Source organism: Vreelandella sp. 21, from assembly GCF_050995515.1.
GTDB lineage: Bacteria > Pseudomonadota > Gammaproteobacteria > Pseudomonadales > Halomonadaceae > Vreelandella > Vreelandella alkaliphila.
This window is the reverse complement of the sequence record NZ_CP194673.1, coordinates 2,138,231-2,162,064: the sequence shown is the minus strand read 5'-3', so window position 1 is coordinate 2,162,064 and position 23,834 is coordinate 2,138,231. Positions and strand designations below refer to the sequence as shown.

General features: G+C 51.8%; 18 protein-coding genes. 5 read left to right on the top strand and 13 right to left on the bottom strand.

Going from position 1 to position 23,834, the window contains the following annotated elements; all coding sequences use genetic code 11:
* Nucleotides 1–50: 50 nt before the first annotated feature.
* Nucleotides 51–1,259, bottom strand: a complete 1,209-nt coding sequence (locus ACN06F_RS10190; protein ID WP_433923849.1) for a benzoate/H(+) symporter BenE family transporter — start codon at nucleotides 1,257–1,259, stop codon at nucleotides 51–53.
* Between the two features lie 151 nt (nucleotides 1,260–1,410).
* On the opposite strand from ACN06F_RS10190, the gene ACN06F_RS10185 reads away from it, so the two are divergent.
* Nucleotides 1,411–1,998, top strand: a complete 588-nt coding sequence (locus ACN06F_RS10185; RefSeq protein ID WP_084183794.1) for a helix-turn-helix domain-containing protein — start codon at nucleotides 1,411–1,413, stop codon at nucleotides 1,996–1,998.
* Here the strand turns inward: ACN06F_RS10185 and nfo are convergent.
* The gene (nfo, locus tag ACN06F_RS10180; protein ID WP_231657048.1) at nucleotides 1,968–2,858 is read right to left on the bottom strand and encodes a deoxyribonuclease IV; all 891 of its coding nucleotides are present in this window, start codon (nucleotides 2,856–2,858) and stop codon (nucleotides 1,968–1,970) included. The two genes, ACN06F_RS10185 and nfo, sit on opposite strands and share 31 nt — an antisense overlap.
* 35 nt (nucleotides 2,859–2,893) lie before the next feature.
* The gene (locus ACN06F_RS10175) at nucleotides 2,894–3,661 is read right to left on the bottom strand and encodes a glycerophosphodiester phosphodiesterase family protein (RefSeq protein ID WP_095603069.1); all 768 of its coding nucleotides are present in this window, start codon (nucleotides 3,659–3,661) and stop codon (nucleotides 2,894–2,896) included.
* Nucleotides 3,662–3,840: 179 nt separating this feature from the next.
* Here ACN06F_RS10175 and ACN06F_RS10170 point away from each other — a divergent pair, with 179 nt between their 5' ends.
* The 4 genes from ACN06F_RS10170 (at nucleotide 3,841) to glpK (ending at nucleotide 9,456) form a co-directional block, all read left to right on the top strand.
* Complete coding sequence (locus ACN06F_RS10170) at nucleotides 3,841–4,818, top strand: NADPH:quinone reductase (RefSeq protein WP_038484965.1); 978 nt, start codon at nucleotides 3,841–3,843, stop codon at nucleotides 4,816–4,818.
* Nucleotides 4,819–5,068: 250 nt separating this feature from the next.
* A complete protein-coding gene (locus tag ACN06F_RS10165; protein ID WP_038484962.1) occupies nucleotides 5,069–6,919 on the top strand; it encodes an SLC13 family permease in 1,851 nt (616 codons plus the stop codon).
* A gap of 129 nt (nucleotides 6,920–7,048) precedes the next feature.
* Complete coding sequence (locus tag ACN06F_RS10160; RefSeq protein ID WP_038484959.1) at nucleotides 7,049–7,807, top strand: DeoR/GlpR family transcriptional regulator; 759 nt, start codon at nucleotides 7,049–7,051, stop codon at nucleotides 7,805–7,807.
* Between the two features lie 164 nt (nucleotides 7,808–7,971).
* On the top strand, nucleotides 7,972–9,456 hold the full coding sequence (gene glpK, locus ACN06F_RS10155; protein WP_095603067.1) for a glycerol kinase GlpK: 1,485 nt from the start codon (nucleotides 7,972–7,974) through the stop codon (nucleotides 9,454–9,456).
* A gap of 76 nt (nucleotides 9,457–9,532) precedes the next feature.
* Here the strand turns inward: glpK and ACN06F_RS10150 are convergent, their stop codons facing one another.
* The 10 genes from ACN06F_RS10150 to betB all read right to left on the bottom strand — a co-directional run bounded on the left by ACN06F_RS10150 (nucleotide 9,533) and on the right by betB (nucleotide 23,824).
* Nucleotides 9,533–11,188, bottom strand: coding sequence for a glycerol-3-phosphate dehydrogenase/oxidase (locus tag ACN06F_RS10150; RefSeq protein ID WP_038484953.1), 1,656 nt, complete (start codon nucleotides 11,186–11,188; stop codon nucleotides 9,533–9,535).
* Nucleotides 11,189–11,357: 169 nt separating this feature from the next.
* Nucleotides 11,358–13,097, bottom strand: a complete 1,740-nt coding sequence (locus ACN06F_RS10145) for an ABC transporter substrate-binding protein (RefSeq protein WP_038484950.1) — start codon at nucleotides 13,095–13,097, stop codon at nucleotides 11,358–11,360.
* A 94-nt stretch (nucleotides 13,098–13,191) separates the two neighbouring features.
* On the bottom strand, nucleotides 13,192–13,464 hold the full coding sequence (locus ACN06F_RS10140; protein ID WP_038484947.1) for a DUF2160 domain-containing protein: 273 nt from the start codon (nucleotides 13,462–13,464) through the stop codon (nucleotides 13,192–13,194).
* Nucleotides 13,465–13,479: 15 nt separating this feature from the next.
* The gene (locus tag ACN06F_RS10135) at nucleotides 13,480–14,376 is read right to left on the bottom strand and encodes a carbohydrate ABC transporter permease (RefSeq protein ID WP_038484944.1); all 897 of its coding nucleotides are present in this window, start codon (nucleotides 14,374–14,376) and stop codon (nucleotides 13,480–13,482) included.
* A gap of 1 nt (nucleotide 14,377) precedes the next feature.
* A complete protein-coding gene (locus ACN06F_RS10130; RefSeq protein ID WP_009724638.1) occupies nucleotides 14,378–15,265 on the bottom strand; it encodes a carbohydrate ABC transporter permease in 888 nt (295 codons plus the stop codon).
* Nucleotides 15,262–16,359, bottom strand: coding sequence for an ABC transporter ATP-binding protein (locus ACN06F_RS10125; RefSeq protein ID WP_038484941.1), 1,098 nt, complete (start codon nucleotides 16,357–16,359; stop codon nucleotides 15,262–15,264). Before ACN06F_RS10125 ends, ACN06F_RS10130 begins: the two co-directional genes overlap by 4 nt.
* A complete protein-coding gene (locus ACN06F_RS10120) occupies nucleotides 16,352–17,449 on the bottom strand; it encodes an ABC transporter ATP-binding protein (protein WP_433923848.1) in 1,098 nt (365 codons plus the stop codon). Before ACN06F_RS10120 ends, ACN06F_RS10125 begins: the two co-directional genes overlap by 8 nt.
* Nucleotides 17,450–17,893: 444 nt before the next feature.
* Nucleotides 17,894–20,380, bottom strand: coding sequence for an acyl-CoA dehydrogenase (locus ACN06F_RS10115; RefSeq protein ID WP_433923847.1), 2,487 nt, complete (start codon nucleotides 20,378–20,380; stop codon nucleotides 17,894–17,896).
* Between the two features lie 198 nt (nucleotides 20,381–20,578).
* The gene (betA, locus tag ACN06F_RS10110) at nucleotides 20,579–22,255 is read right to left on the bottom strand and encodes a choline dehydrogenase (protein WP_433923846.1); all 1,677 of its coding nucleotides are present in this window, start codon (nucleotides 22,253–22,255) and stop codon (nucleotides 20,579–20,581) included.
* A gap of 99 nt (nucleotides 22,256–22,354) precedes the next feature.
* Nucleotides 22,355–23,824: a betaine-aldehyde dehydrogenase gene (betB, locus tag ACN06F_RS10105; RefSeq protein ID WP_433923845.1), complete on the bottom strand. Its 1,470-nt coding sequence runs from the start codon at nucleotides 23,822–23,824 to the stop codon at nucleotides 22,355–22,357.
* Nucleotides 23,825–23,834 lie beyond the last annotated feature (10 nt).

Here is a 23,834-nt window from a genome sequence, read left to right as displayed (position 1 = left end):
TTTTATCGTATTGTTATTAAATAAATAGTTATTGCATGAATAACATACCGCTAATGATTTGGAGCCTTTGTCAGCTTTAGTACCACCAAGCCCGCCACAAGCCCCCAGAATGCACCGCCGATACCTAACAACGTGATGCCTGAGCCGGTTAGTAAAAAGGTAACAATGGCAGCATCTCGTTGCCCGCTATTTTCAAATGCATTCGCTAACCCACCGCTTAATGTGCCAAGTAACGCTATACCTGCCAGCGACATGACCAGGACGCTGGGAAGCGCATTGAAAACACCGGTAACTGTGCCCCCAAATATGCCCATCGCGATATAGAACACGCCCGCTGCAACGCCTGCGGTATAGCGTTTAAGAGGATTCGCATGGGCATCAGGCCCTATGCATACCGCGGCGCTAATGGCCGCCATATTGAGTGCATAGCCACCGAAGGGCGCAAGTAACAGCGTTGCGCCCCCTGTCCAACTAATGAGCGGCGAACTGTTTGGCTGATAACCTGCTGCCCGTAGCACGGCTACGCCAGGTAAATTTTGAGTCGCCATGGTAATGACAAACAGGGGGATTCCTATACTGATCAGCGTTGTCAGCGAAAAGGTAGGCGCAGTGAAAACAGGTACGGTAGGTGCTAACGGGATGCTGTGTACGTTAAGTTGACCCTGCCAAAGGGCAATAGCAATGCCGGTTAACAGTACGCCAGGCACTGCGAGCGTTGGCCATAGGCGCCGACCTGCTACCCAAGCGGCCAACATGGCCAGTGGTAGCAGCCATTGGCTTTCCATCACGTTAAACAGCTCTAAACCGAAGCGCAGCAGAATACCTGCCAGTAGAGCCGAGGCGATTGCGCTGGGGATATAGCGCATTAAGCGCTCGAATAAACCTGTTACGCCGCAGAGCGTAATGAGCAGCGCGGAGAAGAGGAAGGCACCGATGGCTTCATCAAGTGGAATGCCAGGAAGATTCGTCGCCAAAAACGCCGCGCCTGGCGTTGACCACGCTGTCAATAAAGGCATGCGGTAGCGCAGCGATAGTCCTATCGAGGTAATGCCCATGCCAATGCCCAACGCCCACAGCCAAGAGCTGATTTGCTCAGTGCTGGCGCCCGCCGCGGCTGCCGCCTGGAAAATGATTGCCGCTGAGCTTGTATAGCCGATAGTGACAGCAACGAAACCTGCTGTGACGGCCGAGAGGCTAATGTCTCGCCAGAAAGGAGTTCTATGGCTTCCTGTGGGCTGTAGGGTAGGTGGTGCCTCCATAGTGTTGCCTCGTTTACGTTGGGTAGCGTGCGCTATAGCGCACAATGCTGCAAGACTATCACTGTGCGTTATAGCGCACAATATTGGCATCGCCGGTGTTCATCGCTGTTCGGATAGGTAAACTACGACACTAAATTCTATGGAGAACCACATAGTGAGTGACCCTCATACCATTGCCGAACACATTGCGGGAACCGTTAAAAAGCTACGTAAAGATCGTGGTTGGAGCCTAGATCGCGCGGCGGGTGAAACGGGTGTGAGTAAAGCCATGTTGGGACAGATAGAGCGTGGTGAGTCTAGCCCTACCATCTCAACGCTGTGGAAGATCGCGAGTGGTTTTCGGGTGTCGTTTTCAACCCTGTTTGATGGTGACAAGCCTGCGTTAGGCGAACTACACAGAGATGGCTGGGAGTCCGTTTGGGGCGATGATAGCGCTGGGATGCAAGCGCGGCTGCTTTTCCCTTACGACCCGCTGCTGGGCTTTGAAATGTTTATGATTGAGCTAGCGCCAGGGGCGATCAGTGAGTCGTCTCCCCACGCCAGCGGTGTGGTAGAACATATCGTCGTTGTTGAAGGCGAGATGGAGCTGCGCATTGACGAGCGCTGGCAAACGCTACGAGTAGGCGAGGGGCTGCGTTTTTTTGCCGATCGTCCCCACGCCATGCGTAACAGCGCTACGACGCGGCTACGTTTTCACGATGTGATTCACTATTTGCCAGGCGCTGCTTCAGGCACTTGAGCACCGGGTACTTGAGCACCTGGTACTTGAGCACGTAGCCAGTTGATTTCATCAGCCCAAATGCCGGGTTCGACGGTTTCCAGAATCATCGGTATGTCATGAATGCGTTCGTCTCGCATGATCGTTGTGAACGCATCCAGGCCGATATTGCCTTTACCCAGGCTGTGGTGGCGGTCTACACGGCTGGCGAAGGCACTCTTGGCATCGTTTAAATGCATACCGCGTAAATACTCAAAACCGACTACCTTGCCTAGCTCGTCCAACGTTGCTTTGGTGGCCTCGGCGGTACGTAGGTCATACCCTGCGGCGAAGGCGTGGCAGGTATCAATACAAACGCCAACACGGGTTTTATCATCGACGTGGGCAATAATTTCCGCTAAGTGCTCGAAGCGCCAACCGAGGTTGGTGCCTTGCCCGGCAGTGTTTTCAATCACTGCCGTAACACCTTGTGAGGCTAGTAATGCTTCGTTGATGGAGTCTGCAATGCGTTTCAGGCAATCGGCTTCGCTGATTTTGTTCAGATGACTGCCTGGGTGGAAGTTCAATAACGTGAGACCTAGTTGCTCGCAGCGCTGCATTTCGTCTAAAAACGCAGCGCGTGATTTTTCAAGCCCAGCGGTTTCCGGGTGGCCTAAGTTAATCAGGTAACTGTCGTGGGGTAAAATTTGTTCCGGGCCAAACCCGTGGGTTTGGCAGGCTCGTTTAAATGCAGCAATAGCCTCATCGGTCAGCGGTTTACCTTTCCACTGTCGCTGGTTTTTGGTGAACAGAGCAAAGCCATTTGCGCCGATTTCTACCGCACGGAACACTGCTTGATCCGCGCCACCCGCGGCGCTTACGTGGGCACCAAGATAGTGCATAGTCTTCCTTAGGTAGAATATTGATATTGACGAATTTAACCGTGTCGACGTCGATTATTCAAATAGCGTTGAAATGCTTCAGGCTCATCAGTGATCGCGCTGGCTATTCCCCAGCCCCAGCGGCTTTCAAAAGCGCTGGGGTCATTGGCGGTATAGCATAAAATTTCATAACCATCTCGGCGCATGGCAGCGGCCTGTGTGTGTTTTAAGCGCGGCCAATGAGGGTGAATACTAAAGGCGTCGATGGCTTCACACTGGTCACGCCAGGTTGGTGGTGTGCTGCCAAATAGTACGCCCAGCGCGAGGGCTTCTTTGGGTGCGAAGCGGCGGCATCGAGCTAACGCTCGGGCATCAAACGAGGACACAATCAGCCGTTCAGGGGGCAATGTTGCTAATACGATTGGTAATACGGTATCCACCAAGGCGATGGGGTCACGGCCTTTGTTTACCTTGATCTCTAAATTCACCCCCATATTGAGTTCGTTCAACAGCGCTAGCATGGCCTCTAGACTGGCCATTTTTTCACCTGCAAACAAATCTCCAAACCAACTGCCGACGTCAAGCTGTTGTGCATGCTGCCACGTCAGGCTAGCAAGGTCGCCACGGCTATCGGAGCAGCGGCTAATATCGCTATCGTGCCAGATGACAGGGGTACCATCGCCCAGTAGTTGAACGTCTAATTCCACCCAAGTAGTGCCCACTTGATGAGCGGCGCGCACTGCCGTTAGGGTGTTTTCAGGTGCGGCGGCTGAGTATCCGCGATGGGCTATAAGCGTAGGCAAACAGATTGCTGGGTGCGTCATAGTCTGTCCGTTTTAGAGTAATCGATAAGCATTGTTATCAACATTTTCAGATAGTCTAGCATGAGTGCATGACAGCAATATGTCCTGTATGGCTGGCTAATCGCTTGATTTGATACGCACAACGCGGTTGGATAGCCTGCTAATGTGTGTCCAGTAATTAATAATGGGAGTATGCCCAGATGTCTAAACGTATTCAGTTTTCAAAAACGGGCGATTCAGGTGTATTGGAGTGGGTCGACACAGAGCCTAAGGCACCCGGCAGCGGTGAAGTGCGTATTGCTAATAAAGCGGTGGGCCTGAATTTTATCGATATCTACTTTCGTACAGGGCTCTATCCTGCGCCATCTATGCCTTCTGGATTAGGCACTGAAGGTGCAGGGGTTGTCGACGCTGTGGGTGAAGGCGTTACCCATCTAAAAGAGGGTGACCGGGTAGCGTATGCACAAGGGCCATTGGGTGCCTATGCAGAGATGCATACATTGCCAGCGACCAAGGTGATTAAGCTGCCGGACTTTATTGATTTTGAAACCGCTGCGGCCAGTATGCTGAAAGGGCTAACCGTGCAGTATCTGCTGCGTCAAACTTATGCGCTAAAGGGCGGTGAGACCATTCTTTTTCATGCCGCTGCTGGAGGCGTTGGCTCGATTGCCTGCCAGTGGGCCAAAGCGCTAGGCGTTAAACTGATTGGAACGGTTAGCTCAAAAGAGAAAGCCGACCTGGCGATGGCCAACGGTGCATGGGCAACAATCAACTACAGCGAAGAGAATGTGGTAGAGCGGGTACGTGAGCTAACCAATGGCGAAATGTGCGATGTGGTTTATGACTCCGTAGGAAAAGATACCTGGGAAATGTCGTTAGACTGCCTAAAGCCTCGTTCGCTAATGGTCAGCTTTGGTAATGCGTCTGGCCCAGTAGACGGGGTGAATATAGGTATTCTGAACCAAAAAGGCGCGCTCTTTGTAACCCGCCCAAGTTTGAACGGCTATGCGGATACCCGTGAACGCTTTGAAATGATGTGCGATGACTTTTTTGGCATGATCAAAAGCGGCAAGCTTCATATTGACGTAGCAAATCGCTACCCGCTTAAGGACGCTGGAAAGGCTCAAGATGCCCTGCAAAGCCGCAAAACAACTGGATCGACCGTGCTACTGCCTTAATACGTTTACGCGCCTGGTTAAACGGCCACGCTTTGCCGCCATTTTTGGCAACATGGAGTGAGCTGTGTGGCTTAGTGGTCCTTTAACCACTTTTTATGAATGCCTGGCGTGGCCAGGCATTTTATTGGCCTAACGTTCTTTTGTTGCTCTGCTCTTCTAGGGCTATACGGCCGTATAGTCATCATCTAATGTGTTGCTAGTTATTTGGCACATCAGCCGAGCGTACCCAACACAAGGAGATGGACATCGCATGACAATGGAAAGCATCGGGCTTGCGCCCAGTACGCTGGTCTTTATCGTTTTGGGATTAACGCTTGCCGCTTTTATGTGGGGTCGATTTCGCTATGATCTCGTTGCGCTTGCGGCATTGCTTGGCTCGGTAATGCTTGGGCTTGTGCCTAGCGATGAGGCTTTTAAAGGCTTTGGGCATCCAGCCGTGATTACGGTGGCCGCGGTATTGGTCATTAGCCGAGGGTTTGAGCGCTCGGGTGTTGTCGATATTATCGCCAATCAAGTGCTCAAAGTAGGTGAACGGCTGCTACTACAATTACTCGTGTTGGTCGGCACGGTCGTGGTGCTTTCTGGGGTTATGAATAACGTAGGGGCACTGGCGTTACTGTTGCCCGTTGCCATGCGGCTTGCTCGAGAGCACAACACATCCCCGTCGCTGTTATTAATGCCGTTGGCGTTTGGTTCATTGCTGGGAGGCTTAACCACGCTGATTGGCACGCCACCCAACATCATTATTGCCACATACCGGGGTAATATCACCGGTGAAAACTTCGGTATGTTCAGCTTTACCCCGGTGGGGATTGCTGTTGCGTTAGCCGGTCTGGTGTTTATTGTGCTTGTGGGCTGGCGCTTAACGCCTAAGCGCAGTGGGCAGGCTTCAACCGAAGAAATGTTTGATACTGCTAATTATTTGGTTGAGCTAAAGGTCTCAGAAGAGTCAAAGGCTAATGGTCTGACACTCCAGCAACTACATGATGAGCTAGAAGAGACCATCCCAGTACTTGCCGTGGTACGGGAAGATAATCGCCGCGCAGGGTACTCATTTCATGGGGTGCTTCGAGAGGGGGACATTTTGCTGCTGGAAGCAGGGCCTGATGAGCTTAAGCTGCTGGAAGATAAAGTAGGGTTGAGCGCCATTGCGGAACCAGAAGAAGATGAAAAAGATAGCGATGAGGCCGATAGTGAGAATGGGGCTTCACAACCGTCGGATGAGCGCCAGCCTGTCGATACGGAAGGTCTGCAACTGATTGAAGCGGTGGTGCGTAACGATTCAATGATGGTCAATCGAAGCGTACGCCAGCTGCGGTTAAATCAGCAGTTCGGCCTGCATTTAGTGGCGGTAGCTCGGGATGGGGGGCGTTTAAAGCAGCGTCTTCGAGATATTCGTTTTCAAACCGGTGATGTACTGCTGTTACAAGGTAGTGAAAATGAAATCGCCGATAGCTTAGCGACCCTTGGTTGTTTGCCGCTGGCTAATCGTGAGCTTCACTTAGGTCAACCGCGAAAATTGGCGTTGTCGATTGGTATTTTTGCCCTCGCCATTATTGCAATGCTGTTTGATCTTCTGCCTGCCGCTGTTGCCATGAGTAGCGCGGCGTTGATATCACTACTGATTGGTGTACTGCCGCTGAGAGAAGGTTACCAAGCCATTGATGGTCCCGTTATTGTTCTCTTGGCGGCTATGCTGCCGGTGGGAGAAGCGCTTGAAACGAGCGGTGGCGCTGAAATTATTGCTGATGCATTACTACGATTCGGCGTTGAGTGGCCCATTATTGTTTCATTGGCAGGGCTGTTTATGCTCTCGATGTTACTTTCCAACGTGGTCAATAACGCCGCAGCCGCGCTGTTGATGGCGCCTATTGCCGCCAGTCTTGCGAGTGGTTTTGATGTATCACTCGATCCCTTTTTAATGATAGTGGCCGTCAGTGCCTCATGTGCTTTTCTAACGCCGATAGGACACCAGTCCAATACGCTAGTGTTAGGCCCGGGCGGCTATCAATTTGGTGATTATTGGAAGCTCGGCCTTCCACTTTCGTTAGTAGTGATGGTAGTCGCTATTCCTGCCATTTTATGGGCCTGGCCGCTCTAATGGAGCAGGTACTTAGCGAGAAAATGGGGAAGGCCCAATGTTCGTATTATTGAATTTCGAAAATTTGCTACTCTATAGCCCATAGAGAACAGCACTTATACACCAATAAATAACGAACAGGCCGGGCTTATGAACCAACAGTTTCGCCAAGATGCTATCGTCGAGTTAGTACGCCAGCATGGCTATATGAGCATTGAGCAGCTGACCGATCACTTTGCAGTGACGCCACAAACCATTCGGCGTGATTTAAATACGCTAGCAAACGAAGGGCGGGTTCGTCGTGTGCATGGCGGTGTAGGAATAGAGTCGAGCACTGTTAATACCGCCTACAGCACGCGTAAAACGCTACATTTAGAAGAGAAAGAGCGGATTGCTCACTGCTTGGCGCAGCAAATTCCTCATCACTCCTCACTGTTTATTAATATCGGTACCAGTAACGAGGTGATCGCCCAGGCGTTGCTTGAACACCAGGGCTTAGAAATCATTACCAATAATCTGAACGTGGCCGCCATTCTTCAGCACAAAGAGGACTTCACGGTGATTATTGCTGGCGGGCAAGTTCGCTCTCGCGATGGCGGTATTATCGGCGAAGCCACTATCGATTTTATCAATCAATTTAAAGTGGATTACGGAATCATCGGGATCAGCGGTATTGATGAGGATGGCTCGCTCCTTGAATTTGATTACCAGGAAGTACGCGTTGCTCAAGCGATTATTGCCAATTCGCGACGCATTTATCTCGCCGCAGATTACTCAAAATTTCATCGTAATCCGGTAGTGCGCCAAGGGAATATTTCCCAGCTTGATGCTCTGTTCACTGATCGGAAGCCTCCTGAATCGATTCTGCAGCTGTTATCGCAGCACGGTGTCGCATTGCATATAGCTTAAGCATGATGCGTAAGCTACGGCAGAAGATGGCCACCGACGAGTTTAAGAGCGAAGGAGAGTAGTTTCATACTTGAGCATTTGGGGCGTCTAGAGTAGCCTTGGATGATAATAAAGCGAAACAAAACACACAAAACCGAAAGAACCTACAACAAAGTGAACGTGATATGTCCTCCTTTATTCTCGCCATCGATCAAGGTACGACCAGCTCGCGCGCCATTTTATTTGACCGCCAAGGCCAAATAGAGGCGGTTGCCCAACAGGAATTTCCCCAGCACTTCCCTCAAGATGGGTGGATAGAGCATGATCCCGAAAATATTTGGGAGACTGTCCTCGCCACCTGTCGTGAGGTATTAGATAAGGCGAATATTTCGCCAGAGCAGATTGATGGAATTGGCATTACTAACCAACGTGAAACCACGGTAGTGTGGGATAGAGTGACGGGTAAGCCGCTCTATAATGCGATTGTCTGGCAGGATCGGCGGACCTCTGAACTTTGTCAAACACTCCGTGACCAAGGGCATACAGAGGCAGTACAAGCGAAGACAGGCCTCTTAATAGACCCCTATTTTTCTGCCACCAAGCTCGCCTGGATACTCGATAATGTAGCAGGGGCCCGCGAGCGTGCGCAGCGTGGTGAGCTACTCTTTGGCACTATCGATACCTTTTTGATTTGGCGATTAACGAATGGCAAGCAACACGTCACTGATGCTACCAACGCATCGCGAACAGCCATTTTTAATATCCATAATCAAACATGGGACGATGAGCTGTTAGCGTTGTTTAACGTTCCTGCCAACATGCTGCCCGAGGTAAAAGATTCCAGCGATGATTTTGGCACCACTGACGCAGATTGGTTAGGGGCGTCTATCCCTATTGCGGGTGTGGCAGGGGATCAGCAGGCCGCGTTAGTGGGGCAAGCGTGCTTTCAGCCAGGAATGGGTAAAAGCACCTATGGCACCGGATGTTTTATGATCGTTAACACCGGGGATACACCCTCGGTATCACGAAATCGCCTGCTAACCACCATTGGTTACCGAATTAATGGCAAGCCGACCTATGCGATGGAAGGCAGTATTTTTGTTGCTGGAGCGACTGTGCAGTGGCTACGCGATGGGTTGAACCTGTTTGCAGATGCGTCAGAAACAGAGGCGCTTGCTAAAGAAACCCGTAGCGGACATAGCGTTTACTTGGTACCGGCCTTTACTGGCTTGGGCGCGCCCCATTGGGACCCTAAAGCGCGAGGCGCCATTTTTGGCCTCACCCGGGATACCGGTATTGCCGAAATCGTTGCGGCGGGGCTCCAGGCGGTGTGTTACCAGACCCGTGACCTTCAGCACTGTATGAACGACGATATGGAAGCCACGCCTGGTAACCTACGTGTCGATGGTGGCATGGTGAAAAACAGCTGGGTGATGCAGTTTTTAGCCGATATGCTCGATGTCCAGGTGGATAGGCCGACTATTCTTGAAACGACAGCGCTTGGAGCTGCTTATTTGGCAGGCTTGCGTTTGGGCTGGTATGACACGCTTGAAGAAATTGAGCAACTCTGGCGTTGCGAAAAGAGCTTTACACCTAAAATGCCAGAATCGACTCGGGAGGAGTTGTACCAGGGTTGGCTAGATGCCGTGAATCGCGTGCGTTGTAATTAACAACCGTTTATTGGCTACTTCAATATGCAAAAGCCGCTATCGATGATAGCGGCTTTTTAATGTTGTTGATGGTTAATCAGTGAGTGTTCTGTGGCTCTGCTTGTGCAACGAAGGGCTGTGAGGTGTCACGATTTTCAGCAAAGTAGGTAGCAAAGCGCTCTTCCGCTTGGTCTCCGAATAGGACACGACAAGCTTCTTTCAGCCCCTTAGAGTGGCGCAGCTGTTCATGGTGAACCACCAGTGACACTTTGGCTCTTCGGCGCAGGAAGTCCTCCAGTTGCGTAATCATTTCGTGGTCTCGGGCATGCTCTAGTTCGCAGCGAATATATTCGGTACCTTCAATGAGAATATCGGCTTCCGCAGGATCCTGACGAATTTTTTCCAGCATTTGCATGGCCTGTTCTGCATAACGCCGCCACAGCCGGGAAGAGAGCGGCTCGGTAGACGTCGGTGCGGTCATCGCATCTAGATTCATCCGTTTAGCTTGGTCCATAAACTGCTGTTTAACAGGCTCTGGTGGCTCACCGTACCAGCGATAGTTGATATCGCTGAGATTGACACCTAGGCGGACCACTTCTTCTGCGATTTCATCACCTACATTCAAGCAGTCGGTTAATTTACCGCCAAAAATACTAATGTGGGCGCTATCCGCATTGGTATCGATGACATGTTTACGCGACAGCTGGAGAAAATCGCGATCGTTACCTTGATCCGCTTTGATAGCCAGCGGCCGAACACCACAGCGTGTTGAAATAATATCGTCTTGGGTAAGCGGCTTTTCTAACGTTAGGCGCTTATTGATATTTTCCAATACAAATTCAATATCTTCAGCGGTGACATCTACCTCTGGATGTTCCATATGTGTATCAGTCGTGCCGATGCAGGTGCGATTCCCCATGGGAATAACAAAAAACAGTCGTCCATCGTCGGCAAAAAACGCCAGTACCCGTTTAGTTTCCGTCAATTGCGGAACAATCAGATGAATGCCTTTTGAGTAAAGATGTTGATGGGTGGTTTTCTCGCCGGTAAGTGCGTTGTGCTGATCTACCCAGGGGCCAGCAGCATTAATTAATACTTTGGAACGGATATTAAACGTGCTGCCATCCATGACATTGCGCGCTTTCGTTACCCAGTGCTGTCCTTCACGTTCAGCACCAAGCGACTCAACATAATTGGCTGCAATCGCCCCATAGTTAAGCGAATGGCGAACAAAGTTAAATACAAATCGGGCATCGTTATCGTGTAAGTAGGCATCTGAGTATTCAAACCCACCGACTGAGCCTTCGATATCAATGATGGGTTCTTCTTGCTTAATGTTCTTGGGAGATAGTAAGCGGGGCAGCTTAGTAAACCCGTTTCCCATCAGCCAGTAGAGCCAGGTGCCTGCCCACAAATACCAGGGTGAATGGCGGAAACCTTTACTGATGGTAGTAAGAAAGCGAATTTCCTGAACGGTAGATGGGTAACTTTTAATCAAGTGATTACGGCTTTTGCACAACTTGCGTACTAATGCGAAATCCTTGCTTTCCATATACTTAATGCCTCCCCAAACTAAGTTGGAGGAGTGCATACTGGTGCTTCCCGCAAAATCACCGCGGTCTATTAAGGCGACTTTAGCGCCTTTGCCTGCAAGCGCGGCTGCAGTTGCTGCGCCGTTAATGCCGCCACCGATGATTAGTGCGTCAAAGTCGTCAGTGTGCAATTTCTCGATATTCCGGTTACGCAGTTTCATAGCGGTTCCAATTAACAAAGAAAAAGCCCCGTGTTTAGGTAGCGGTTTCAACATGACAACAAAGCAATAAGCCTATGTAGACCAGCGAGCCCTGCTGTTATTTGCTCGCCGCTGATGAAACCTAGTTTTTGAGCCTTAATAGGGCGGGCCGAAGCCCGCCCTAACTGGATTAGCGGGTGCCCGCTTCCATCCAGGCTTCCATCATTTCATCGTAAGGAACGGTCGTTCCTTGCGGCATTTCATCATCAAGCTTTTGCTTAGGAGAGCCTTCTTGATCCAGCCAGTATTGCGGGTCGCGCTCTTCGTTAAGCACTGGGGCGTAGCTATCGAAGACGTTCGCGCGAGCTAAGCGGTGCATGGTGTTATCCATATCTGCCGCCAGCTTATCCAAGCCCTCTTGAGGGGTAACTTCGCCACTCATTACCGGCGCTAGGTTTTGCCACCACAACGGTGCCATGCGCGGATAATCGGGTACGTTGGTACCTGTAGGCGTCCAGTTGGATTCGTTGGGGCTGCGGTAGAACTCAACCAAACCACCAAGCTTGGGTGCCATTTCGGTCATCTGCTCAGAGAAAATGTCAGATTCACGTATCGGCGTTAGGCCAGCCATCAGTTTTTCAAGAGAGGTCGTTTTGGCTACCGTAAACTGGGCAAATAGCCAAGCAGCGGTTCGACGGTCTTCGGGTGTGGAGTCAAAGAACGTCCATGCACCTACATCCTGATAACCCACTTTCATGCCTTCTTCCCAGTAAGGGCCGGTAGGGGAAGGTGCCATGCGCCAAAGTGGGTTGCCTTCATCGTCGGTCACTGCTACAGCAGGATCGGTCATGTCTGCTGTGAAGGCGGTGTACCAGAAAATTTGCTGAGCAATATGACCTTGAGCAGGCACAGGACCCGCTTCACCAAAGGTCATGCCCTGTGCTTCAGGCGGAGCGAAGTCACGTAGCCAATCAACGGCTTTTTGCATGGCAAAGACAGACGCTGGCGAGTTGGTTGCACCGCCACGACTAACGCTGGCACCTACCGGCTGGCTATCTTCGTTAACGCGAATACCCCAGTCATCGACTGGATTACCTGATGGTACGCCCGGGCTACCCATACCGGCCATTGAGAGCCAGGAGTCGTGGAAGCGCCAGCCAAGCGACGGATCACGACGGCCGTAGTCCATGTGGCCATAGACGGTAGTGCCGTCGATTTCACCAACATGTTCGGTAAAGAACTCGGCAATATCTTGATAAGCCGTCCAGTTGGTGGGTACCCCAAGATCATAGCCATAGATTTCACGGAACTGATCTTGCAGGTCTTCGCGCTGGAACCAGTCATAACGGAACCAGTAAAGGTTGGCGAACTGCTGAGTGGGTAGTTGGTATAGGCTGCCATCGGGGCCAGTGCCGTACTGCAAGCCAATGAAGTCGTCTAGGTCCAGCGTTGGAAGTGTGTAGTCAGCCCATTCGTTTTCCATCGCCTCGGTGAGGTTGATGGTGGTGCCGTAACGAATGTGCGTGCCGATAGCGTCGGTGTCATTAACAAAACCGTCGTAGATGCTGTTACCTGATTGCATCTGATTTTGCATCGTATCAACGACGTCGCCTTCGCCGATAATATTGTGAGTAAGGTTGATACCGGTTAACTCACTGAATGCTTCTGCCAGTACTTCACTTTCATAGACGTGAGTGGTCAAGCCTTCTGCGACAGTTTGAATATCCATACCGCGGAAAGGCTCAGCAGCTTTTGCAAACCAAAGAAGCTCTTCGATTTGCTCTTCACGACTCAATGTAGAGTTTTGGAAGTGTTCGTCGACCAAGCGCTCCGCGATTGCCCGCGCATCGTGATCGTCTGCCATCAGTGTCCCCGATGCGAGCATGAGGCTGGCGGCGAGGGTAGTAAGTTTGAACTTGTTGTTGCGCATGTTGACCTCGTTTTGTTGTGCTCTTCCCTGATATCTTGAGCGTCCTTGATACTGCCGTACTTAACGCCAGGGTTTTCCTGGAATTGCTGATTGGCTAACCCCAGCGCATTAACACCAGCAGCCATACCGCTGAAAGTGCTAGTGCAATCCAAATTGAAAGCGACGTGAACCCAATGAAGCCCAAGTGAATAAACGCGGCAGACAGCAAGCCGATAAACAGCCGATCACCGCGGGTGGTGCTAATGGGTAAAAATCCCTTTCTTTCAATGCTTGGCGAGCGTAGTTCCCAGATCGTCATGCCAGCTAGCATGGCCGCAATGGAAGAAAAGAAAATAGCCGTCGGTAAAGTCCATACCATCCAGGACATAAGGTTTCCTCCTACTCAGGTGCGGCCCAGGGCAAAGCCCTTGGCGATATGGTTGCGTACGAAGTAAACCACCAGAATGCCGGGAACAATGGTCAACATACCGGCGGCAGCAAGGGTGCCCCAGTCGATACCTGATGCCGTCGAGGTTCTGGTCATGATCATGCCGATTGGCTGAGCGTCTGTAGACGTCAGTGTGCGTGCCAGCAGCAGTTCAACCCAGGAAAACATGAACAGGAAGAAAAGCACCACACCAATGCCAGAACTGATCATGGGAATGAAGATCTTGATGAAGAACTTGGGAAAGCTGTAGCCGTCGATATAGGCGGTTTCGTCGATTTCCTTAGGCACGCTGCTCATAAAGCCTTCTAGAATCCAGATGGCCAGCGGAATATTGAATAGGCAGTGAGCTAGCGCTACGGCGATGTGCGTATCGAATAAGCCGACCGAGTAATAAAGCTGGAAGTAGGGCAGCAAAAATACTGCGGGTGGCGCCATCAAGTTGGTTAATAGCCAGAAGAACAGGTGCTTATCACCGATGAACTTGTAACGGCTGAAGGCATAGGCGGCCGGAAGTGCCACTAACATGGTGATGACCATATTCATCACCACATACATGATGGAGTTGACGTACCCCATGTACCAGCTTGGGTTAGTGAAGATGCCGATGTAGTTGTCAAAGGTCAGGTTTTGCGGCCACAGCGTCATCGACCCGAGGATCTCGCTGTTAGTCTGCAGCGACATATTGAGCAGCCAATAAAGGGGCAGTATCAGCAGCACGATATAGGTGCCAAGCAGAAGCCGCTTTCTCAGCCGAGAGCGTGAGTGGCGCTTGCGTCGCTCAGCTGCTGGCACCTTACTGAAAATAGTGTTGTATTTTTCACCCTGCTGGGTATTTTCAAGTTGGTAAGACATTTTACACGCCTCCCTGTGAATTCTTGTCTTTCTGCAGATGCATGATGGTGGTATAGAACACCCAGCTGACTAACAGAATGACGAGGAAGTAGATGATCGAGAAGGCGGCGGAAGGCCCCAGATCCTGCTGGCCGATAGCCATGGTGGCAAGCGATTGGGTTAGGAACGTGGTTGAACTACCAGGTCCACCTCCGGTTAACACAAAGGGCTCGGCGTAGATCATGAAGGAGTGCATGAAGCGCAGCAGTACGGCGATGACCAGAACGTTAGTTAGCTTCGGTAGCTGAATATAGCGAAACACTGCCCACTTAGAAGCACGGTCAATCCTTGCCGCTTGATAGTAGGCTTCAGGAATAGAGCGCAGCCCGCTATAGCAGAGCATTGCGACAAGCGGCGTCCAGTGCCAAACATCCATTAAAATAATGGTCGCCCAGGCGTCACCAGCATTACGGGTAATATTGTAATTAATGCCTAGCTCGCGCAGCCCCCAGCCCATTAGCCCAATATCGCCACGGGTAAAGATTTGCCAGATACTGCCAACGACGTTCCAAGGAATTAGCAGGGGCAGGGTAATCAGAATTAGTACGGCGGACGCCTGCCAGCCCTGTTTTGGCATAATCAGCGCTATTCCTATTCCCAGTGGGATCTGGATAGCCAGAATGATCAATGAAAACAGTATCTGCCGACCAAATGCAGCTTGCAGCGCTGAATCGTTGAGCATAGTGCGAAACCACTCGGTGCCGGTAAAGAAGCTAGCGTTGGGGCCTAGCACGTCCTGTACCGAGTAGTTGACCACTGTCATCAAGGGGATAATGGCGGAAAACGCCACGAGCACTAACATTGGTAGAACTAATAGCCAAGCGCGGTTGTTATAGACTTTATTATTCATGAGGTAACCTCCACCCGGTATTCGTCCACAAACAGCCCTAACTGATCATGGTCAAAGGTGAGATAAATATCGTCTCCGAATTCAGGGTGACCTTCCGGCAAGCGTGCCTTGAACGCCTGACCACCCAACTCAAAGGTAACAATTGAGTAGGTGCCTAGATCTTGCACTTGCCGTTTACGAGCGGGCAGGGCACCTTCACGTTTGCTGGCATGCACGGTTACAAACTCGGGGCGAATGCCGATTTTTATATTCGAACTTTTGGTATTGGCAATGGCGTCAACAAACGCCTGCGGTATGGGGAGCGGTATATCAGCAAAGATGACTTCCCCCGCATGGTGGTGTACATCCAGAATGTTCATACCGGGGCTGCCAATAAAGTAGCCAACAAAGGTATGCGCAGGGGTTTCAAAGAGTTCTTGAGGAGTGCCGAACTGAACCACCTGACCTTCATACATCACAGCGATTTTGTCGGCAAAAGTTGCCGCTTCCAGCTGGTCATGGGTGACGTAAATCATGGTGATATTGAAGCGCTGGTGTATCTCCTTCAGCTTACGGCGTAATTTCCACTTGAGCTGAGGGTCGATAACCGTTAACGGCTCGTCAAATAGAATTGCCGAGACATCATCGCGCACCAAGCCGCGACCCATTGAAACCTTCTGCTTCTCATCGGCGGTCAGCCCTTTGGCTTTACGCTTGAGCAGTGGGGTTAACTCCAGAATCTCGGCGACTTCCTCTACCTTTGGCGTGATGCGGTGACCTGGAATGTTGATGTTACGCAATGGAAAGGCGAGGTTATCAAACACCGTCATGGTGTCGTAGATCACCGGGAACTGAAAAACCTGAGCGATATTACGTTCCTCAGGCGGCAACTCGTTAACTCGCTGGCCATCAAACAGCACATCCCCTTCGGAAGGTTCGAGCAGCCCGGAAATAATGTTCAGCAGGGTGGATTTGCCACACCCCGATGGCCCCAGCAGGGCATAAGCGCCGCCTTGGTGCCAGATATGTTCCATCTGGCGAATCGCGTAATCTTCAGGTGATTTCGGGTTAGCGCTATAAGTATGCGCGAGAGCCTTTAGTATGATCTCAGCCATGTTGATGCACTCCCCGTGTTTCCGGCGTATGAACAATAGAACCCTGCTGATCGAAGACAAACAGCTTGTGGGTAGGGAAGTAGATCTTTATGCGCTGATTGACTTTAGGTGTATGAATACCAAGCAAATGGAGTACTAAAGAAAATAGGTTGTGCCGCACGTGGAGGAAGGTTTCCGAACCGCTGATTTCAGCCACTTCAACTTCAACTTCAAGCTCTAGATCATCTGCTGCATTCGGCTGTAGGCTGACATGAGAGGCACGGACTCCAAATCGGTATGCTCCCGCGGGTAGGTTACGTAGCGCGACATCGCAGGGGAAATGGATATCCTGGTCGAAGGTGATTTCATTGGCAGTAAGATGCCCAGGCACAATATTGATAGGCGGTTCTGAAAACATCTCAGCGCTTAGGATGCCGTTAGGCTCGCGATAAATTTGCTCGGTTGAGCCATATTGCAGCAGCTTGCCTTCATGCAATACGGCAGTGTTGCCCCCTAACGCTAGCGCTTCGTTGGGCTCGGTGGTGGCATAAACGGCAATGCAGTTACGTGCCTTGAATAGCCCGCGAAGTTCATCGCGCAACGCTTCACGCAGTTTGTAGTCAAGATTGACTAACGGTTCATCAAACAGGATCAGGTCCGCATCCTTAACCAAAGCGCGGCCCATGGCGGTACGCTGCTGTTGCCCACCAGAAAGCTCAAGCGGCAAGCGGTCCAGCAAGTGGTCAATCCCCAGCATGGCGGCAGTTTCACGCACACGCTTGTCGATTTCCTGCTTGGATGCCTTAGCCAGCTTAAGTGGTGACGCTATATTGTCGTAAACGTTAAGGCTTGGGTAATTGATGAATTGCTGATACACCATGGAGACATTGCGCTTGCGGACGGATACGCCCGTGACATCCTTGCCATCCATGTAGATTCGCCCCCGGGTAGGTTGCTCCAAACCCGCCATTAATCGCATGAGCGTTGTTTTACCTGCCAGGGTTCGCCCTAGCAGCACATTGAAAGAACCCGGCTCCAGCTCGAGGTCCACCCCACTTATATGGGATTCACCACCGACGATGTGGTCGATATTTTGCAGATGTAAGGACATGCCGATCTCGCTAACGTCATTGTTATAGATAAATGTTATTGGTAGAGGTCTTGCGTTGATCGCTATTGATGAAAGTGAAGCAATACTCGCTTATTCGAGATGTTAGCCTTGGCTGTTTGCACTTTATTGTCAGCCAACCATCAAGCGGACTTCCATTCACTTTATTTTCAATAACGAAAGGCTAGTTGATCATTTGCGAACTTGCAACGACTTTTGTAGCTGTTTGTATTCGCTTTTAGGCGTATATCGCTGCTGCTCCGGCGGTGGGGAGTGCTGAATGACGGTTGTTTTGGTGAGAAATTGGCATTAAAACGAGGTGTTTAGAGAAGGAAAGCAGCCGCTGAGTGAGATAAGCGAATGTTCGTTTGTTTCGTTTTTGAAAATATACGTAAAAAAACCGGCCTGGAGAGGCCGGTTAGGATCGCTAGTTAAAGCGAGAAAGGACTACTTAACGCTGGTTTCTGCTTGCTGCGGCGTGGCCACAGGCGCTGCATTGTGATTAATCAACGTCGATTTATCATTAGCAAACGCGTCATAGGCGAAATCATCAACCGTCAGCATCTCGAGTACTTCCGCCTCGAAAGTGCGCATAAACTGTGCGTCGTCTTCTTTGATAATCCCTTTGTCCAGTGCGGCTTCAATGCGTGCTTCAGGATGTAGTGCCGTTTGTGGCAGCTCACCTTTGGCATAGGCTTTGTTCACCGTGCGGTAGAGGGTTTCGGCACGGTCATAATCCACCAGCAGCGCGTTGTAGCGCGCAAGCGGGTTAGACTCTGCGCCATCATCTTTATCCCATGTATTGGAAAGTAGCTTGCTGCGCAGGGCGCTATGTGTGGATACGCGCTGTGCGATATCGCGAGCCAAGTCGTCATGCGGTTTATTCCAACGGCGGCCGGTCGGCATTATGATAACTTTCAATGCCTTGCCTAACGCGCGGTTCGGTAGGTTATCGAAAATTTCAACGAACGCCTGTTCGGCACGGTTTAGCAAGAACCGCAGGCTATAGTGTAGCAGCGCTTCTTCACCCTCTACTTGGTCACCGGTGTGCCACTGCTTCAGTACCATGGAAGCTAGATACAGATTAGACAGAACATCACCCAAGCGTGCTGACAGCATTTCGCGCTTCTTGAGTTCAGAGCCAAGGCTGGCCATGGCGGCGTCGGCACACAAGCCAAAGCCTGCTGAAATGCGTGCAATATCCTGGGCGTAGGTAGCCGCAGGGCCACTAAAAGGTACATTTGCTTTGCCCAAGCCAAACCCAAGCGTAAAGGCACGGGCAGCGTTGCCGAAAATCAGTCCTGCGTGGCCAAAGAAGGCTTTGTCGAAGGCTTTAACGTCGTTGGCATCTTTAGCGGCTAGCTCGTCCAGTACATAGGGATGGCAGCGAATCGCACCTTGACCAAAGATCATCAGGTTGCGGGTCATAATGTTGGCGCCTTCCACGGTGATGGCCACCGGGTTAGCACTGTAGCCAATGCCTAGGTAGTTGCGTGGACCAAGGGTAACGGCTTTACCGCCGTGAACATCCATTGCGTCACTAAGCAGCACGCGCTGGAACTCGGTCAATTGGCTCTTCAAGATGGCTGAAGGAACAGCGGGTTTTTCGCCATGGTCGATCAGGTTGGCGGTCTGGTAAACCGTAGCAGCAGAGATGTAAGCCAGCGAGGCCATGCGTGCTAACGGCTCTTGTACGCCTTCCATTTCAGCGACGGGTACGTTGAACTGGCGACGTACGCGGGTAAAACCACCGCTCCAGCCTAGCGCGTAGCGGGCGGTGCCGGTCGCACCAGAAGGCAAGGTAATACAGCGACCAATCGAGAGGCACTCGACCAGCATGCGCCAGCCTTGGCCGATCATGTCTGGGCCACCAATAATGGTATCCAGCGGCACAAACACGTCCTTACCTTTAATCGGGCCGTTCATAAACGGGCTGCCGATAGGGTGGTGACGGCGACCGATGTCCATGCCCTGAGTATCCCGGGGAACGAGTGCAAGGGTAATACCGCGGTCTTCTTCGTCACCGAGCAATTTTTCTGGATCGAAAAGACGGAAGGCTAGGCCTACCACGGTGGCGATGGGAGCCAGGGTAATCCAGCGTTTTTCGAAGTTAAGGCGTAAGCCAAGCACTTCTTCGCCATTGATAACTTGCTTGCAGACGACGCCCGTATCCGGTAACGACGTGGCATCAGAGCCAGCACGCGGGCCAGTTAGGCCGAAGCAGGGGATTTCGCGGCCATCAGCAAGACGGGGCAAGTAGTGATCTTTCTGTTGTTGAGTACCGTATTTAAGCAGCAGTTCGCCTGGGCCGAGTGAGTTCGGTACGCCAACGGTGACCATCAGCGTCTCATTAGCTGAGAGCTTCTGCAGTACCATGGATTGTGCCTTAGCTGAGAATCCGAGGCCGCCGTACTCCTTCGGAATAATCATGCCGAAGAAGCCTTCTTTCTTTAGATAATCCCAAAGCTGTTGGGGTAGGTCAGCGCGTTCTTGGGCGATATCCCAGGCGTTACACATGCCAGCTGCTTTCGCACACTGATTGTCCAAAAACGCTTGTTCTGCCTCGCTCAGGCCGTCGTCTTTATAGCTAAGTAACGACTCCCATTGAGGTTTGCCAGAGAAGAGCTCGCCATCCCAGGAGACGCTGCCCGCTTCTAATGCCGTGCGCTCCGTATCGGACACTTTCGGCGCTACCTTTTTGAAGGTGGCGAAAATGCGCGGCGTCAGCCACTTGCTGCGTAATACTGGTAGACCAGCAATTGCAACGGCGGCAGCCGCAATCAATAGCAGCGTGCCAATAACGCTTGCGCCAAGCACTAAGCCTACTAAGCCCAGTACGCCAAGCAGGGCGAGTGCTGGCGTAGCGCCTGCTTCGCGGCGCATCACCACGAGCAAGCCTGCAACGGCAAGCACAATGAGTAGTAAGGTGAGCATGGATGTTTCTCCGTGGGTGGTTAATTGTGGACGTATTTAAACGTATGTTTGAATATTGTCAGAGTCACCTATATCAGTGCAAGCATTTCACTCTTATACATTCGCTATAGTCTCTTTACTGTAGCGTAAATAGGCCATAAAAAAACGCCATGGCGAGTGGCCATGGCGTTTAGCGTGTTGCATGCAGGTGTGAGTGAGTTACGAAGCCTGTTTAGCGGGTGCGCCGTGAGCGACGTAATAATCCACGTTGGCGCGTGGCAAAGGTTCACGTCCACGGATGTGGTCAGCAATTTTCTCCGCCAGCATAATAGTAGGCGCGTTTAGGTTGCCGGTAGGGATCACTGGGAACAGCGAAGCATCGACAACGCGCAGGCCTTCGAGCCCATGTACGCGGCCTTGGCTATCGGTCACTGCCATCTCACCTTCGCCCATGCGGCAACTGCCACACGGGTGATAAGCCGTTTCAGCGTGTTGCTTGACAAAGTTATCGAGTTCTTCATCACTTTGTACGCTAGGGCCAGGGGAAATTTCACGGCCACGGTACTTATCAAACGCTGGTTGCGCGATGATGTCGCGGGTTAAGCGAATCGCATCGCGGAACTCTTGCCAATCTTTCTCTTTGGCCATGTAGTTAAACAAGATGCTGGGTGCCGCGTGTGGGTCTTTCGAGGTTAAGCGAATTCGTCCACGGCTTTCCGAGCGCATCGAGCCAACGTGGGCCTGGAAGCCATGTGCCTGAACGGCGCTTTTACCGTTGTAACTGATCGCGATGGGCAGGAAGTGGTACTGCAGGTTTGGCCACTCTTCCTCATCATTGCTACGAATAAAACCGCAGGATTCAAACTGGTTGCTGGCGCCAACGCCAGTACCTTTAAATAACCACTCGGCACCAATTTTTGGCTGGTTGTACCATTTCAGCGCTGGATACAGCGAAATAGGCTCTTTGCATTCGTACTGAATGTACATCTCAAGGTGGTCCTGGAGATTTTCGCCTACGCCGGGTAGCTCATGGACAACTGAAATGCCTAATTCCCGAAGCCATTCGGGGTTGCCTACGCCAGAGCGCTGAAGAATCTGTGGTGAGGCAATGGCACCGCCACACAGCAGTACTTCTCGGCGAGCGCGGGCCTTGTGCGGCTGACCTTTCTGCTCGTAACGCACGCCAACAGCACGTTTGCCATCAAATTCAATTACATCAGTGACTGCGTGGGTTTCAATGGTCAGGTTACTGCGCTGCTTGGCAGTGTCCAGGTAGCCGCGTGCAGTCGATGCACGGCGCCCCTTGGGCGTGACGAAACGGTCCATAGGGCCAAAGCCCTCTTGCTGGTAGCCGTTAACATCCTCGGTTTCTGGATAGCCCGCTTGCTTCCCCGCTTCGATAAACGTGCGGTAAAGCGGATTATTGCCAGCTTTCGGCGTGGTCACGCTGACCGGGCCGTCGCCGCCGTGGTAATCATTAGGGCCAATGTCGCGGGTTTCGCACTTTTTGAAATAGGGCAGGCAACTGAGGTAATCCCACTCTTCCAAGCCGGGTTGCTTGGCCCAGTTATCGTAATCCAGGGCGTTGCCGCGGATATAGCACATGCCATTGATCAGTGAAGAGCCGCCCAGGCCTTTGCCTCGGCCACACTCCATACGGCGGCCATCCATATAGGGTTCGGGATCGGTTTCAAATGCCCAGTTGTAGCGTTTGCCTTGTAGCGGGTAGGCCAGTGCGGCAGGCATTTGGGTGCGAAAATCGAAACGGTAATCGGGGCCGCCTGCTTCAAGCAGCAAAATGCTGACGTCACTGTCTTCGGTGAGGCGGGTAGCTAGTACATTGCCGGCCGAGCCTGCACCGATAATGATGTAATCAAATTCGCGTGATTGAGACATGCTTTTACCTTGGAGGAGCCGAATGATGGGTAATGAGCCGGTAGGCATAAAAGAGATACTTCTCTTCGATATACCTACCGGGAGCGTCCATTACTTCGCTTAGAACACCGACTCAAACGGCCCCATCTCGATCTGTACTGACTTGGTCTGGGTGTAGTGATTGAGCGTCTCGACGCCGTTCTCGCGGCCAATGCCCGACTCTTTGTAACCACCTACCGGCATCTCAGAAGGAGACTCGCCCCAGGTGTTGATCCAGCAAATGCCGGCTTCCAACTGGTGAATAACCCGGTGAGCACGGTTTAAGCTTTCGCTAAACACACCCGCTGCTAGACCGTATTTGGTGTCATTGGCGCGGCGAATAACGTCTTCTTCGTCATCAAAGAAGAGTACGGACATTACTGGGCCAAAGATCTCCTCTTTTACGATGCGCATATCGTCAGTGCAATCGGTGAAAATGGTGGGCGCAGCCCAAGCGCCATTCGTCCAGTCACCGCTATTCCACTCATCGCCGCCAGCCAATACTCGCGCGCCTTGCTCTTTACCCAGGGCAATATAGGAAAGCACTTTTTGCTGATGTTCAAAGCTTACTAGCGGGCCGAAGTTAACGCTTGGGTCCATCGGGTTACCCGCTTTGATACGCTGAACGCGCTCAACCAGCTTCGCCTCAAAGGCGTCTTTGACGCTGCGCTCCACGAACACGCGAGTGCCGTTAGTGCAAATCTGGCCGCTGGAGTAGAAGTTGGCCATCATGGCGGCATCGGCAGCACGATCTAAATCAGCATCGGCAAACACGATCAGCGGAGACTTACCACCTAGTTCCATAGTGACGTCTTTCAGCGTAGAGCCACCCGCAGCGGCCATCACTTTTTTGCCCGTGCCGACTTCGCCAGTAAACGATACCTTGGCGATACCAGGGTGCTCAGTCAGCATCGCGCCAACACGGCCATCGCCTTGAACGACATTGAAAACACCGTTAGGCAGGCCTGCTTCAGTGAAAATTTCAGCCAGTTTGATAGCGGTTAGCGGCGTTACTTCACTGGGCTTGAAGACAATGGCGTTGCCCGCCGCCAGCGCAGGTGCGGCTTTCCAGCAGGCAATTTGAATGGGGTAGTTCCAGGCTCCAATGGCGCCAATGACGCCGAGTGGCTCGCGACGGGTATACACAAAGGAGCTATCACGCAGCGGAATCTGGCTGCCTTCTATAGCGGGGGCAAGGCCTGCGTAGTACTCCAGGGCATCGGCACCCGTCACAATATCGACACTGGCGGTTTCACTAATAGGCTTGCCGGTATTTTGAGTTTCCAACTCGGCAAGCTCATCGTTTCGTTCTCTTAATAGTGCAACAGCGCGCAGCAGAACACGTGAGCGCTCCATGCCCGTCATCGAAGCCCATTGACGCTGCCCGCGTTGAGCGGCCTTTACAGCGCTATCAACATCAGCTTGGCTTGCCTGGCCAATCGTGGCAAGCAGGCTGCCATCGTAGGGGTTTGAAACGGTAAATGTCTCGCCTGAAGTGGCGTCTACCGGACGACCATCAATATAAAGTGGCTGAATATCTTGAGCGGCCATGTTGGTCTCC

What these genes read in the sequence shown, in the direction of transcription:
- betA (WP_433923846.1), bottom strand. Translation starts at nt 22,255, where the DNA reads ATGTCTCAATCACGCGAATTTGATTACATCATTATCGGTGCAGGCTCG.
- ACN06F_RS10170 (WP_038484965.1), top strand. Translation starts at nt 3,841, where the DNA reads ATGTCTAAACGTATTCAGTTTTCAAAAACGGGCGATTCAGGTGTATTG.
- nfo (WP_231657048.1), bottom strand. Translation starts at nt 2,858, where the DNA reads ATGCACTATCTTGGTGCCCACGTAAGCGCCGCGGGTGGCGCGGATCAA.
- betB (WP_433923845.1), bottom strand. Translation starts at nt 23,824, where the DNA reads ATGGCCGCTCAAGATATTCAGCCACTTTATATTGATGGTCGTCCGGTA.
- ACN06F_RS10140 (WP_038484947.1), bottom strand. Translation starts at nt 13,464, where the DNA reads ATGTCCTGGATGGTATGGACTTTACCGACGGCTATTTTCTTTTCTTCC.
- ACN06F_RS10125 (WP_038484941.1), bottom strand. Translation starts at nt 16,359, where the DNA reads ATGGCTGAGATCATACTAAAGGCTCTCGCGCATACTTATAGCGCTAAC.
- ACN06F_RS10145 (WP_038484950.1), bottom strand. Translation starts at nt 13,097, where the DNA reads ATGCGCAACAACAAGTTCAAACTTACTACCCTCGCCGCCAGCCTCATG.
- ACN06F_RS10130 (WP_009724638.1), bottom strand. Translation starts at nt 15,265, where the DNA reads ATGAATAATAAAGTCTATAACAACCGCGCTTGGCTATTAGTTCTACCA.
- ACN06F_RS10175 (WP_095603069.1), bottom strand. Translation starts at nt 3,661, where the DNA reads ATGACGCACCCAGCAATCTGTTTGCCTACGCTTATAGCCCATCGCGGA.
- ACN06F_RS10120 (WP_433923848.1), bottom strand. Translation starts at nt 17,449, where the DNA reads ATGTCCTTACATCTGCAAAATATCGACCACATCGTCGGTGGTGAATCC.
- ACN06F_RS10115 (WP_433923847.1), bottom strand. Translation starts at nt 20,380, where the DNA reads ATGCTCACCTTACTACTCATTGTGCTTGCCGTTGCAGGCTTGCTCGTG.
- ACN06F_RS10160 (WP_038484959.1), top strand. Translation starts at nt 7,049, where the DNA reads ATGAACCAACAGTTTCGCCAAGATGCTATCGTCGAGTTAGTACGCCAG.
- ACN06F_RS10135 (WP_038484944.1), bottom strand. Translation starts at nt 14,376, where the DNA reads ATGTCTTACCAACTTGAAAATACCCAGCAGGGTGAAAAATACAACACT.
- ACN06F_RS10190 (WP_433923849.1), bottom strand. Translation starts at nt 1,259, where the DNA reads ATGGAGGCACCACCTACCCTACAGCCCACAGGAAGCCATAGAACTCCT.
- ACN06F_RS10150 (WP_038484953.1), bottom strand. Translation starts at nt 11,188, where the DNA reads ATGAAACTGCGTAACCGGAATATCGAGAAATTGCACACTGACGACTTT.
- glpK (WP_095603067.1), top strand. Translation starts at nt 7,972, where the DNA reads ATGTCCTCCTTTATTCTCGCCATCGATCAAGGTACGACCAGCTCGCGC.
- ACN06F_RS10165 (WP_038484962.1), top strand. Translation starts at nt 5,069, where the DNA reads ATGACAATGGAAAGCATCGGGCTTGCGCCCAGTACGCTGGTCTTTATC.